Source organism: Streptomyces aureus, assembly GCF_001418135.1.
In the GTDB taxonomy this organism is placed as follows: domain Bacteria; phylum Actinomycetota; class Actinomycetes; order Streptomycetales; family Streptomycetaceae; genus Streptomyces; species Streptomyces aureus_A.
Genome location: NZ_LIPQ01000368.1, coordinates 349 through 13,191, shown reverse-complemented (window position 1 = coordinate 13,191; position 12,843 = coordinate 349). Strand labels below are relative to the sequence as shown.

Annotated in this window: 12 protein-coding genes; 5 read left to right on the top strand and 7 right to left on the bottom strand. The window is 69.6% G+C overall.

Annotation, left to right across the window (positions count from 1 at the left end):
- Positions 1–37: 37 nt before the first annotated feature.
- The gene (gene clpB / locus AOK00_RS27600) at positions 38–2,632 is read right to left on the bottom strand and encodes an ATP-dependent chaperone ClpB (RefSeq protein WP_055602969.1); all 2,595 of its coding nucleotides are present in this window, start codon (positions 2,630–2,632) and stop codon (positions 38–40) included.
- 122 nt (positions 2,633–2,754) lie between these two features.
- On the opposite strand from clpB, the gene AOK00_RS27595 reads away from it, so the two are divergent.
- Entirely contained in the window at positions 2,755–3,159 is a 405-nt protein-coding gene (locus AOK00_RS27595; RefSeq protein WP_030323601.1) for a pyridoxamine 5'-phosphate oxidase family protein, read from the top strand.
- 125 nt (positions 3,160–3,284) lie between these two features.
- Here the strand turns inward: AOK00_RS27595 and AOK00_RS27590 are convergent, their stop codons facing one another.
- Positions 3,285–3,605 (bottom strand): hypothetical protein, encoded by a 321-nt coding sequence (locus AOK00_RS27590; RefSeq protein WP_030323603.1) that lies wholly within the window; start codon positions 3,603–3,605, stop codon positions 3,285–3,287.
- Entirely contained in the window at positions 3,602–3,856 is a 255-nt protein-coding gene (locus AOK00_RS27585) for a hypothetical protein (protein ID WP_159041861.1), read from the bottom strand. Before AOK00_RS27585 ends, AOK00_RS27590 begins: the two co-directional genes overlap by 4 nt.
- Positions 3,857–3,972: 116 nt before the next feature.
- Between AOK00_RS27585 and AOK00_RS27580 the strand changes: the two genes are divergently transcribed.
- Both AOK00_RS27580 and AOK00_RS27575 read left to right on the top strand, forming a co-directional pair.
- The gene (locus AOK00_RS27580; RefSeq protein WP_173861645.1) at positions 3,973–4,977 is read left to right on the top strand and encodes a helix-turn-helix transcriptional regulator; all 1,005 of its coding nucleotides are present in this window, start codon (positions 3,973–3,975) and stop codon (positions 4,975–4,977) included.
- 28 nt (positions 4,978–5,005) lie between these two features.
- Positions 5,006–5,479: a hypothetical protein gene (locus AOK00_RS27575; protein WP_055602967.1), complete on the top strand. Its 474-nt coding sequence runs from the start codon at positions 5,006–5,008 to the stop codon at positions 5,477–5,479.
- Between the two features lie 61 nt (positions 5,480–5,540).
- On the opposite strand, the gene AOK00_RS27570 is transcribed toward AOK00_RS27575, so the two are convergent.
- From AOK00_RS27570 to dnaK, 4 genes are read right to left on the bottom strand one after another with little or no spacing between them, the layout of a single operon-like run.
- Positions 5,541–5,987, bottom strand: a complete 447-nt coding sequence (locus tag AOK00_RS27570; protein ID WP_055602966.1) for a heat shock protein transcriptional repressor HspR — start codon at positions 5,985–5,987, stop codon at positions 5,541–5,543.
- 4 nt (positions 5,988–5,991) lie between these two features.
- A complete protein-coding gene (gene dnaJ / locus AOK00_RS27565) occupies positions 5,992–7,173 on the bottom strand; it encodes a molecular chaperone DnaJ (protein ID WP_055602965.1) in 1,182 nt (393 codons plus the stop codon).
- A 57-nt stretch (positions 7,174–7,230) separates the two neighbouring features.
- Positions 7,231–7,872 (bottom strand): nucleotide exchange factor GrpE, encoded by a 642-nt coding sequence (gene grpE, locus AOK00_RS27560; RefSeq protein ID WP_055602964.1) that lies wholly within the window; start codon positions 7,870–7,872, stop codon positions 7,231–7,233.
- Entirely contained in the window at positions 7,872–9,719 is a 1,848-nt protein-coding gene (gene dnaK / locus AOK00_RS27555) for a molecular chaperone DnaK (RefSeq protein WP_055602963.1), read from the bottom strand. Before dnaK ends, grpE begins: the two co-directional genes overlap by 1 nt.
- A gap of 274 nt (positions 9,720–9,993) precedes the next feature.
- Here dnaK and AOK00_RS27550 point away from each other — a divergent pair, with 274 nt between their 5' ends.
- Both AOK00_RS27550 and AOK00_RS27545 read left to right on the top strand, forming a co-directional pair.
- The gene (locus tag AOK00_RS27550; protein ID WP_055602962.1) at positions 9,994–10,482 is read left to right on the top strand and encodes a sugar transferase; all 489 of its coding nucleotides are present in this window, start codon (positions 9,994–9,996) and stop codon (positions 10,480–10,482) included.
- A 107-nt stretch (positions 10,483–10,589) separates the two neighbouring features.
- The coding region (locus AOK00_RS27545) for a (Fe-S)-binding protein (RefSeq protein ID WP_055602961.1) at positions 10,590–12,843 on the top strand (2,254 nt) is incomplete at its 3' end.

Sequence of the window (12,843 nt, the reverse complement as noted above, 5' to 3'; positions counted from 1 at the left end):
CGGGGCGGTGACGGGGGCCTCAGGGCCCCAGGGCCTCCTAGCGCGCCGCCGGCCCCACGATCAGGCCGTCCTCGAAGCGGTCCACACGGACCGTGTCGCCGTCCTGGACCTCGCCCGCGAGGATCTCCTTGGCGAGCCGGTCGCCGATCGCCGTCTGGATGAGGCGGCGGAGCGGCCGGGCGCCGTACGCCGGGTCGTTGCCCTCCTCGGCGAGCCACTCCAGGGCCTCCGGGGTGACGTCCAGGGTGAGCCGCCGCTCGGCGAGCCGCTTGGCGAGCCGGTCGATCTGGAGCTGCGCGATCCGGCCCAGCTCGGCCCGGTCGAGGGCGGAGAAGACCACCAGGTCGTCGAGCCGGTTGAGGAACTCCGGCTTGAAACTGGCCCTGACGACGTCCAGGACCTGCTGCTTCTTCACGTCCGCCGAGGTCAGGGGGTCGACCAGGTACTGGCTGCCCAGGTTCGACGTGAGGATCAGGATGGTGTTGCGGAAGTCCACCGTCCGCCCCTGCCCGTCGGTCAGCCGTCCGTCGTCCAGGACCTGGAGCAGGACGTCGAAGACCTCCGGGTGCGCCTTCTCCACCTCGTCGAGCAGGACCACGCTGTACGGGCGGCGGCGGACCGCCTCCGTGAGCTGGCCGCCCTCCTCGTACCCGACGTAGCCGGGAGGCGCGCCGACCAGCCGGGCGACGCTGTGCTTCTCGCCGTACTCCGACATGTCGATGCGGACCATGGCCCGCTCGTCGTCGAAGAGGAAGTCCGCGAGCGCCTTCGCCAGCTCCGTCTTGCCGACACCCGTGGGGCCGAGGAAGAGGAAGGAACCGGTGGGGCGGTCGGGGTCGGCGATGCCCGCGCGGGTGCGGCGCACGGCGTCGGAGACGGCCCGGACGGCCTCGGACTGGCCGATCAGCCGGCGGCCGAGCTCGTCCTCCATGCGCAGCAGCTTCTGCGTCTCGCCCTCCAGGAGGCGGCCGGCGGGGATGCCGGTCCAGGCGCCGACGACGTCCGCGATGTCGTCGGGGCCGACCTCGTCCTTGACCATCGTGTCCTTCGACGATTCCTGCTGGGCCTCCGCCTCGCTCGCCTCCTCCAGCTCCCGCTCCAGGGCCGGGATCTCCCCGTAGAGCAGCTTGGAGGCGGTGTCGAAGTCGCCGTCGCGCTGGGCGCGCTCGGCGCGGCCGCGGGTCTCGTCGAGGCGCTCCTTCAGCTCGCCGACCCGGTTGAGGGACTGCTTCTCCTTCTCCCAGCGGGCGGTCAGGCCGCGCAGCTCCTCCTCGCGGTCGGCGAGGTCGCGCCGCAGCTTCTCCAGGCGCTGCTTGCTCGCCGGGTCCGTCTCGTTCTTGAGGGCCAGCTCCTCCATGCGGAGCCGGTCCACGGAGCGCTGGAGCTCGTCGATCTCGACGGGCGAGGAGTCGATCTCCATCCGGAGCCGGGAGGCGGCCTCGTCGACGAGGTCGATGGCCTTGTCGGGGAGGAAGCGGGAGGTGATGTACCGGTCGGAGAGGGTCGCGGCGGCCACCAGGGCGGAGTCGTTGATCTGCACCTTGTGGTGGGCCTCGTACCGGCCCTTGAGTCCGCGGAGGATCGCGATGGTGTCCTCGACCGTGGGCTCGGCGACCAGGACCTGCTGGAAGCGGCGCTCCAGGGCGGGGTCCTTCTCGATCCGCTCGCGGTACTCGTCGAGGGTGGTCGCGCCGACCATGCGGAGCTCACCGCGGGCCAGCATGGGCTTGAGCATGTTGCCCGCGTCCATGGAGGAGTCGCCGCCGGCGCCCGCGCCGACGACCGTGTGCAGCTCGTCGATGAAGGTGATGATCTGGCCGTCGCTCGCCTTGATCTCGGAGAGCACGGTCTTCAGCCGCTCCTCGAACTCGCCGCGGTACTTGGCGCCGGCGACCATCGCGCCGAGGTCGAGCGAGACCAGCCGCTTGTTCTTGAGCGACTCGGGTACGTCGCCCTTCACGATCCGCTGGGCGAGGCCCTCGACGACGGCGGTCTTGCCGACGCCGGGCTCACCGATGAGGACCGGGTTGTTCTTGGTGCGGCGGGACAGCACCTGCACGACGCGGCGGATCTCGTGGTCGCGGCCGATGACCGGGTCCAGCTTGCCCTCGCGCGCGGCGGCGGTGAAGTCCGTGCCGAACTTCTCCAGCGCCTTGTACTGCCCCTCCGGGTCCGGTGTGGTCACCCGGCGTCCTCCCCTGCTCTTCTCGAACGCGTCGAGCAGCTTCGAAGCGCTCGCGCCCTGCGCGTCGAGGATCTCACCGGCCTGGCCGCCCTTGGCCGCGATCGCGATGAGCAGGTGCTCGGTGGACAGGTAGTCGTCGCCGAGCTCCTTGGCCTGCCGGTCGGCGTCGGCGATGACCGCGAGGGCCTCGCGGCTGGGCTGCGGGGGCGCGACCGTGGAGCCGGTGACGCTCGGCAGGGCGGCGAGCAGCCGCTCCGCGCCGGTGCGCACGACCGCCTGGTCGGCTTCGACGGCGGCGAGCAGGTCGGTGATGTTCTCGTTGTCCTGACCGGTGAGCAGCGCGAGCAGAAGGTGCGCGGGGGTCAGGTCGGCGTGCCCTTCGGACACGGCGCGGCTGCTGGCCGCGTTGATCGCGTCCCGGCTCCGGTTGGTCAGTTCGGCGTCCACGTGCGGTGCTCCTCCTGGGTTGTTCCGGGTCCTCTCCCTTTATGACTCATCCAGCGTACACAAAGTTGAGTCGATTGCGCTCAAGGTGTCGCGCAGAGCTCCACCCCGGGTAGTTTCCGTGCATGGCGACCGACCCGAGGAACCCCTCCGACTCGTACCTCAGCTTCTGGCGCGAGTACCACATGTGCACCCTGACCACCCCGCGCCCGGACGGCACTCCGCACGTCGTGGCGGTGGGCGTCACCTACGACCCCGAGGGCGGATACGCCCGGGTCATCACCAACAAGCACAGCCGGAAGGTCGCCAACGTCCTGGCGGCGGGCGCGGACGGCGCGCGGGTCGCGGTCTGCCAGGTCGACAAGGGCCGCTGGGCCACCCTGGAGGGCGTCGCGCACATCCGTACGGAGGCGGAGGTCGTCGCGGACGCGGTGGGGCGCTACGCGGAGCGCTACGGGCGCACGCCGGCCGAGAACCCGGACCGGGTCGTCATCGAGATCGCCCTGACGCGGGCGATGGGACGCGCCTGAGAAACCCGGACGTCCCCCGTACGGGGACGTCCGGGCAGCACAGCGGCGCCATCGCGTTTCAGGTCCGCGATGGCGCCGCTGTGTGGGGGAAGTGCCGGAGCGATCTACAACGACGGGGGAATCGCTCAGGCACTGCGGGGGGTGGCGGTGATGGTCTCGGGCTCGATCAGCTGGTGGTCCCGCTGGTCGAGATTGACGAAGATCATGCCGTACCGGATGGCACAGCGGATGGGCTGTGGGGCGCCGCGGGGACGGCGGAGGCAGCGGTAGGCGCGGACGTCCTCGTCCTGCTCCCGTGCCACCACGATCGGCTCTCCGAAGAGGGTGATCTTCAACGCGTCGCCACGGTGGGGGATTGCCGTGGCGAGGTCGACGAAGTGCCACCCGGACCGGTAGGCCGAAGCCATCTCCCGGCGGAACCTGGGGTCGTCCGGCGGCACGGTCACGCCCCCGCGCCCCTGGAAGCGATCTCCCAGGACGGCTCGTAGGGAGCAGCGAGCACGACGTCCCGGGGAGAGCTCTCCCACGAGGGCTCGCCGGGTCCCGCCCACACGTCGTGCGCCGGGTTGCTCTCCCACGAGGGCTCGTCCGGCCCTGCCACGGAATGCGCCGGGGTGCTCTCCCACGAGGGCTCGCCGACGGCGAGTGCGCCGAGAGCAGCCGCCGCAACGGCTATGGCGCTAAGTGCACGAACCATCCTGGTCATGGCCGATCTCCACCTCTTTTGATCACTACCTCCCCCCCGCGAGTAAGACGATGGCTCACTCCCGACCCTTTCCACCAGCCAACCCGGGCATCATGTTCCTGTAATTCATGACCCTGAGGGGGGTGCAAATGAGGCGAGAATGCGACGAGTCCGGTCATAAGCACAGTCACGGTGAACTATGCGACGTGGGCAAGGAGCTCTATGCGAGTGCGCTCCGCACCGGCCGCATAGCCCGTGCGGACGCCGAAGCCGCCCCCTGCCTGAGGGAACTCTCCCTCCTGCACCCGGACCCGGACGACAGCCAGTGCCTGCGTCCCGTTCCGCCGTCGATCGCACTCAACCAGCTCGTGCACCCCATCGAGCAGGAGATACAGGTCCGACGGCAGCACGCGATAGCCCTCGCGGACGCTTTCGAGCCGTTCATGGCGATCCACACCCAGGACCCGTCCGGCGCACAGGCGATCACGGTCCTCGAAGGCCTCAGCGTCATCAACGCCGCCCTCGACCGCGCCATCAACGAGTGCACCGAGGAACTCCTCACCATCCAGCCCGGCAGCGGCCGCCGCCCCGAGACCCTCGAAGCCGCCCTGCGCCGCATGGAGCCGCTGCTCGACCGCGGTGTCCGGATGCGGACGCTCTACCAGCACACGGCGCGGCACCACCCCGCCACGCTGGCCTACGTCGAACGCGTCGCGCCGTACGGGCTCGAACTGCGCACCCTCGAGGAGATCGTCGACCGGCTGATCATCGTCGACCGCAAGGTCGCCTTCGTGCCCGCGCGCAGCGACCGCCAGGTCGCCCTCGAACTCCGCCACGAGGGCCTCGTCCAGTACCTCGTCGGCGTCTTCGACCAGTTCTGGCTGCACGGCGTGCCGTGGGAGGACGAGATCCCCTACAGCCCCTCCGTGGACGGCATAGGCGGGGTCCAGCGCTCCATCGCCAAACTCCTCGTCGAGGGCCACGTCGACGAGGCCATCGCCCGCCGCCTCGGCATGAACGTGCGCACCTGCCGCGCCCACATCGCCAAACTCGCCGCCGCCCTCGGCAGCGGCAGCCGGGCCCAGCTCGGCTACCTGATCGCGCAGTCGGGCATCCTCGAACAGGACAACTGACCAGCGTCGAACGGGACAACCGACCACCGTGTACGTACAGATCGACCTCGACGGGCCCGCCGGCACCCTCCGCGTCTCCGGGCACGGCCTGCCCACCGTGGAGCTCCTCAGGGCCCCCGGGACCCGCCCCGACACCCACACCCCGATCGGGACCCGCAAGCCCGCCCTGCTGGCCCTGACGGTGGGCGGGGAACCCGCCGTCGTCAGGCCGGCCCGCGCACGGCTGCTGCGCCGCTCCTACCGGGTGGACGTCCGCGTCGACGGCGTCCGCTACCGGCTCGTCCCCTGCTCGCACGTGGACAGCCGGCTCACCCGGAACGGGAAGGCGCTCGGCACCCTGGAGTCCGCGGGGGACGGCAGGGTCGACGCCGACTGGGACCAGGCCGTCACCCCCACACCGCTGGACCACGCCGTCGGCACCGCCCTCGCCGCCGCGTTCGGCACGGGCGCCGCGCCCTGGTGGGAGACGCTCGGCGACATCGTGGCGGAGCTCATCCCGTAACCCGGGCACGAACGGCGAAGTCCCCTCCACGCGTCGTGGAGGGGACTTCGCCGTTCAGGAACTACTCGCCGGTGCGCTTCGGGCGCCAGACCACCAGCGCGCTCGCCTGCTGCACGTCCTGGTACGGCACCAGATCGCGCCGGTACGAGGCGTGCACCTGGGCCTCGCGCTGCCGCATCGCCGCCGCCGCGCCGTCGACTGCCGCCGACAGCTCCGCGATCCGGCCCTGCAGCGCAGCGACCTGGTTCTCCAGCTCGATGATGCGCTTGATGCCGGCCAGGTTGATGCCCTCGTCCTGCGACAGCTGCTGCACCTGACGGAGCAGTTCGATGTCACGGGCCGAGTAGCGCCGGCCACGACCCGCCGTACGGTCCGGGGAGACCAGACCGAGACGGTCGTACTGACGGAGGGTCTGCGGGTGCAGACCGGAGAGCTGGGCCGCCACCGAGATGACGTACACCGGCGACTCGTCGGTCAGTTCGTACGGATTGCGTCGGCGCCCGTCCACCGGGTCACGCTCCCTTCGCGGCCTGGAACAGCTCCGCCCGCGGATCCTCGGAGGCGGTCGCCTCGCGATAGGTCTCCAGGGCGTCACGTGCCTTGTCGTCCAGCTCCTTCGGCACCGCGACCTCGACCGTCACGAGCAGGTCGCCGCGCGTGCCGTCCTTGCGGACCGCGCCCTTGCCCCGGGCGCGCATGGTCCGGCCGTTCGGAGTGCCCGCGGGCAGCTTGAGGGTGACCGCGGGGCCGCCGAGGGTCGGCACCTTGATCTCGCCGCCGAGCGCCGCCTCCGTGAAGGAGACCGGCACGGTGACGGTGAGGTTGTCGTCCTTGCGGCCGAAGACCGGATGGGTGTCGACGTGCACCACGACGTACAGATCGCCGTTCTGCCCGCCGCGCTCCCCCGGTGCCCCCTTGCCGCGCAGCCGGATCTTCTGGTTGTCGGAGACGCCCGCCGGGATACGGACCTGCATGGTGCGGGAGGACTTGGCCCGGCCGCTGCCCTTGCAGACCTCGCACGGGTTCTCGGCGATGAGGCCGCGGCCCTTGCAGTCCACGCACGGGTCGGTGAGCGAGAAGCCGCCGCCGCTGCCGCGCGAGACCTGTCCGGTGCCGACGCAGGTCGGGCACACCCGGGGGGTGCCGTTCTTGTCGCCGGTGCCCGAACACGCCGTGCACGGCTGCTGGCTGGACATCCGCAGCGGTACGGTCGCGCCCTCGATGGCCTCGGTGAAGCTGAGCGTCACCTCGGACTCGATGTCCTGCCCGCGCCGCGGCTGGGTGCGGGTGCCCGCGCCCGCGCCGCGGTTGAACAGGCCGCCGAAGACGTCCCCGATGCCACCGCCGCCGCCGAAGCCGCCGCCCGCGCCGCCGCCCTGAGCGCCTCCGAAGAGGTCACCCAGGTCGAAGTTGAACGAGCCGCCCGCCCCGGGGCCGCCGGCCCGGAAGCCGCCGTTCCCGAAGAGGGCGCGGGCCTCGTCGTACTCCTTGCGCTTCTTGGGGTCGCCGAGGATGTCGTTCGCCTCGGAGATCTCCTTGAAGCGCTCCTCGGCCTTGGCGTCGTTCTTGTTGGCGTCCGGGTGGTTCTCGCGGGCGAGCTTCCGGTACGCCTTCTTGATCTCGGCCTCGGTGGCGTCCTTGGGGACGCCGAGAACCTTGTAGTAGTCCTTCTCGACGAAGTCCTTCGTGCTCATCGACGTCCCTCCTTCCGGACTGCTCCGGGGTTAGTCACCGCTGTGCGGCCGGTCGCGCTACCCCTCCTCGGGGGCACCGCTCTCCTCGTCACCGGACGTCGCGTCGTCCTTGGCCGGTGCCGCGCCCGGCTGGGGCTCGGCGACGGCCACGCGGGCGGGCCGGATGGTCCGCTCGCCGATCCGGTACCCCGGCTGCAGGATCGCCACGCAGGTCGTCTCGGTGACGTCCGGCGCGTACGAGTGCATCAGGGCCTCGTGGATCGTCGGGTCGAAGGGCTCGCCCTCCTTGCCGAACTGCTGCAGACCCATCTTGGCGACGACGGTCTCCAGCGATTCGGCCACCGACTTGAACCCGCCCACGAGCTCGCCGTGGTCCCGGGCCCGGCCGACGTCGTCGAGCACCGGGAGCAGGTCGCTCAGGAGGCTCGCGACGGCGATCTCCTTGACCGTGACCCGGTCCCGCTCCACGCGGCGGCGGTAGTTCTGGTACTCGGCCTGGAGCCGCTGGAGGTCCGCGGTGCGCTCCTCGAGCGCCTTGCGGGCCTGGTCCAGCTGCGCCAGCAGAGCTACGTCAGTAGCGTCCCCGGCCGGGGCCGCCCCCTCCGCCTTGTCGGCGGGGGCAGCGGCCTCGGTCTCCTCGGGCGTGCCGTCGGCGGGGACTTCGGGCTTCTCCTCGAAGCCCGGGGTCTCCTCCGACATCAGGCAGCGCCGCCCTTCGGCTTGTCCTCGTCCACGATCTCGGCGTCGACGACGTCGTCGTCGGCCTGGGCCTGCTGGCCGGCGCCGGCGTCGCCGCCCGCGGCCTGCGCGCCCTGGGCGTCGGCGTAGAGCGCCTGGCCGAGCTTCTGGGAGACGGCCGCGACCTTCTCGGTGGCGGTGCGGATCTCGGCGGTGTCCTCGCCCTTGAGCTTGTCCTTCAGCTCGACGAGAGCGGCCTCGACCTCGGCCTTGACGTCACCGGGGACCTTGTCCTCGTTGTCCTTGAGGAACTTCTCCGTCTGGTAGACGAGCTGCTCGCCCTGGTTGCGGGACTCGGCGGCCTCGCGGCGACGGTGGTCCTCGTCCGCGTACTGCTCGGCCTCCTGGCGCATCCGGTCGACCTCGTCCTTCGGCAGCGAGGAGCCGCCGGTGACGGTCATCTTCTGCTCCTTGCCCGTGCCGAGGTCCTTCGCGGTCACGTGCATGATGCCGTTGGCGTCGATGTCGAAGGCGACCTCGATCTGCGGGACACCACGCGGGGCCGGCGGCAGACCGGTCAGCTCGAACATGCCGAGCTTCTTGTTGTACGCCGCGATCTCGCGCTCGCCCTGGTAGACCTGGATCTGCACGGACGGCTGGTTGTCCTCGGCCGTCGTGAAGATCTCGGACCGCTTGGTCGGGATCGTGGTGTTGCGCTCGATGAGCTTGGTCATGATGCCGCCCTTGGTCTCGATGCCGAGGGACAGCGGGGTCACGTCGAGGAGCAGGACGTCCTTGACCTCACCCTTGAGGACACCGGCCTGGAGCGCGGCGCCGATGGCGACGACCTCGTCCGGGTTGACGCCCTTGTTGGCGTCCTGACCGCCGGTCAGCTCCTTGACGAGCTCGGCGACGGCCGGCATACGGGTCGAACCACCGACGAGAACGACGTGGTCGATCTCGGAGAGGTTGATGCCCGCGTCCTTGATGACGTTGTGGAACGGCACCTTGCAGCGGTCGAGCAGGTCCGAGGTCAGCTGCTGGAACTGGGCTCGGGTGAGCTTCTCGTCCAGGTGCAGCGGGCCCTCGGCGGAGGCCGTGATGTACGGCAGGTTGATGGAGGTCTCGGTCGAGGACGAGAGCTCGATCTTCGCCTTCTCCGCGGCCTCGCGGAGACGCTGGAGAGCCATCTTGTCCTTGGCCAGGTCCACACCGTGGCCGTTCTGGAACTGCGTCACCAGGTAGTCGACGACGCGCTGGTCCCAGTCGTCACCGCCGAGGTGGTTGTCACCGTTGGTGGCCTTCACCTCGACGACGCCGTCGCCGATCTCCAGGAGGGACACGTCGAAGGTGCCGCCACCGAGGTCGAAGACGAGGATCGTCTGGTCGTCCTTGTCGAGGCCGTACGCGAGAGCGGCCGCGGTCGGCTCGTTGACGATGCGCAGGACGTTGAGGCCCGCGATCTCACCGGCCTCCTTGGTGGCCTGGCGCTCGGAGTCGTTGAAGTACGCCGGCACGGTGATGACCGCGTCGACGACCTTCTCGCCCAGGTAGGCCTCGGCGTCGCGCTTCAGCTTCTGCAGGATGAAGGCGCTCATCTGCTGCGGGTTGAAGTTCTTGCCGTCGATCTCGATCTTCCAGTCGGTGCCCATGTGGCGCTTGACCGACCGGATGGTCCTGTCGACGTTGGTGACGGCCTGACGCTTGGCCACCTCGCCGACGAGCACCTCGCCGTTCTTCGCGAAGGCGACGACGGACGGCGTGGTCCTGGCGCCCTCGGCGTTGGTGATGACGGTGGGCTCGCCGCCTTCCAGAACGCTGACGACGGAGTTAGTCGTGCCCAGGTCGATGCCGACCGCACGTGCCATTTCGATTCCTCCAGCTGACGTACTTGAGTGGATCTGACTCAAGGATGCATGACGACGCGGACTGCGTCAACAGACCTGAGTGGAGGGGGCTCAACTCTTCGCCCTTTATCTCGCTCATACGGAGTCGAGCGCGCGTCGGTCCCGGGTCCGGCGAGGTGCCGCATGAGAGAGTCCGATGGCCCCATGTCGGGCAAACCAGCCATATCCCACGAATATCCCATGATTCTCATTCGTCGCTCGGAAGGGTGTGGGGAATGCTCGGAAGGGTGCGGGAATGACGGCCAAGCGCACGTTCGACGTCGTGGGCGGGCTCGCCCTCCTGGTCGTGCTGTCCCCGCTGCTCACCGCCGTCGCCCTCTCGGTCGCCCTCGGCTCGGCCACCCCCGGCCGGGGCGTGCTGCGCCGCCGCACGGTGGCAGGCTTGGAGGGAGAACCCTTCACGATGCTGACCTTCCGCACGAAGAGCCCGCTGGCCGCGCTGCCGCTCCTCGTGCACGTCGTCGGCGGCCGGATGTCGCTGGTCGGACCGTGTCCACTGACCCCGGGCCACCGCGAGTGCGCGGGCGAGGGACGCCGCCGGCTCTCCGTGCGGCCCGGGCTCACCGGCCCGTGGCAGATCAGTGGACGCTCGGACCTGCCGTGGGAGGAGCGCGAGCTGCTCGACCTGCACTATGTGGACCACCACTGGCTGGGGATGGATCTGACGATCCTGGCGCGTACGCTTCCAGCAGTCCGCAGGCGTCGCGCGGCAAGGTTTGCCTGAGCGACACAGATCACCGCGAGCGCCGCTACAGCACGGGGCCCCGAACGGGTAATCTCAGCACGGACTCCATAAGTTACCGCTTAGTAGGCCCGCCCGAGGAGCCCCTCATGCAACTCGCCGCGATCATCGTGTCGATCGCCATCACGGTGGTGGCCGTCGCGCTGTTCGGTCGTGCCACCGTGCAGATCTACCGGTTCGTGCGCCTCGGGCAGCCCGTGCCCGCCGGCACCCGCACCGGCGACCCCACCCAGCGCACCGTGACCCTGGTCAAGGAATTCCTCGGCCACACCCGGATGAACCGCTGGGGCATCGTCGGCTTCGCGCACTGGTTCGTCGCGGTGGGCTTCTTCTCGCTGCTCCTGACGATCGTCAACGCCTTCGGCCAGCTCTTCCAGGCCGACTGGCTGATCCCGATCATCGGTGACTGGCTGCCGTACGAGATCTTCACCGAGTTCCTCGGCCTGATGACGGTCCTCGGCATCGTGACCCTCATCGTGATCCGGCAGCTCAGCAGGCCGACCAGGGCGGGCCGCAAGTCCCGCTTCGCGGGCTCCAAGACCGGCCAGGCGTACTTCGTCGAGGCCGTCATCCTGATCGTCGGCCTCTGCATCATGACGCTGCGGGCCCTCGAAGGCGTCCAGCACCACGTCACCGGCTGGGAACCGGGCTTCTTCGCCTCGTACCCGCTGATCGCGCTGCTCGACAACCTGGACCTGAGCACGATCCAGCACCTCACCTACTTCGTCGCGGCGCTCAAGATCGTCACGTCCTTCACCTGGATGATCACGGTCTCGCTCAACACGAACATGGGTGTCGCCTGGCACCGCTTCCTCGGCTTCCCGAACATCTGGTTCAAGCGGAACGCCGACGGCTCCACCGCGCTGGGCGCGCTCCAGCCGATGACGACGGCGGGCAAGGAGATCGACTGGGAGGACCCGGCCGACGACGCCGTCTTCGGTGTCTCCCAGGTCGAGCAGTTCTCCTGGAAGGGCATCCTCGACTTCTCCACCTGCACCGAGTGCGGCCGCTGCCAGTCGCAGTGCCCCGCCTGGAACACCGGCAAGCCCCTCTCCCCCAAGCTCCTCATCATGTCGCTGCGCGACCACGCGCACGCCAAGGCGCCGTACCTGCTCGCCGGCGGCGGCAAGGACATGGAGGGCAACGAGAAGGCCACCGAGGAGCAGCTCAAGGACGTCCCCGCCTCGGCGATCGCCGAGGCCGAGCGCCCCCTCATCGGCACCGCCGAGGAGAACGGCGTCATCGACCCCGACGTCCTGTGGTCCTGCACCACCTGCGGCGCCTGCGTCGAGCAGTGCCCGGTCGACATCGAGCACATCGACCACATCGTCGACATGCGCCGCTACCAGGTGATGATCGAGTCCGCCTTCCCCTCGGAGGCCGGCACGATGCTCAAGAACCTGGAGAAGAAGGGCAACCCCTGGGGCCTGGCGAAGAAGCAGCGCGTCGAGTGGACCAAGGAGGTCGACTTCGAGGTCCCGATCGTCGGCAAGGACGTCGAGGACCTCTCGGAGTTCGACTACCTCTACTGGGTCGGCTGCGCCGGCGCCCTGGAGGACCGGGCCAAGAAGACCACCAAGGCCTTCGCCGAGCTGCTGCACATGGCGGGCGTCAAGTTCGCGATCATGGGCGGCGACGAGAAGTGCACCGGTGACTCCCCCCGCCGCCTGGGCAACGAGCCGCTGTTCCAGCAGCTCGCCCAGGAGAACGTCGCCATGCTGAACATGGCGTTCGGCGAGGACGACGAGGACGAGTCGACGAAGAAGCCGAAGTCGGCGAAGCGCATCGTCTCGACCTGCCCGCACTGCTTCAACACCATCGCCAACGAGTACCCGCAGCTCGGCGGCGAGTACGAGGTCATCCACCACACCCAGCTGCTCCAGCACCTCATCGACGAGGGCAAGCTGGTCCCGGTGACCCCGGTCGACGGCCTGATCACCTACCACGACCCGTGCTACCTGGGCCGTCACAACAAGGTCTACACGCCGCCGCGCGAGATCATGTCCGCCGTCCCCGGCCTGCGCCAGCAGGAGATGCACCGCCACAAGGAGCGCGGCTTCTGCTGTGGCGCCGGTGGTGCCCGGATGTGGATGGAGGAGCGGATCGGCAAGCGCATCAACAACGAGCGCGTCGAGGAGGCCCTGTCCCTCAACCCGGACATCGTCTCCACCGCCTGCCCGTTCTGCCTCGTCATGCTGACCGACTCGGTCAACGGCAAGAAGAACGAGGGCAAGGCCAAGGAGTCCGTCACGGTCGTCGACGTGACCCAGCTCCTCCTGGAGTCGGTGAAGACCCCGGTGGACCCGGAGCCGGAACCGGCGGAGGAGCCGGAGCCGGAGCCGG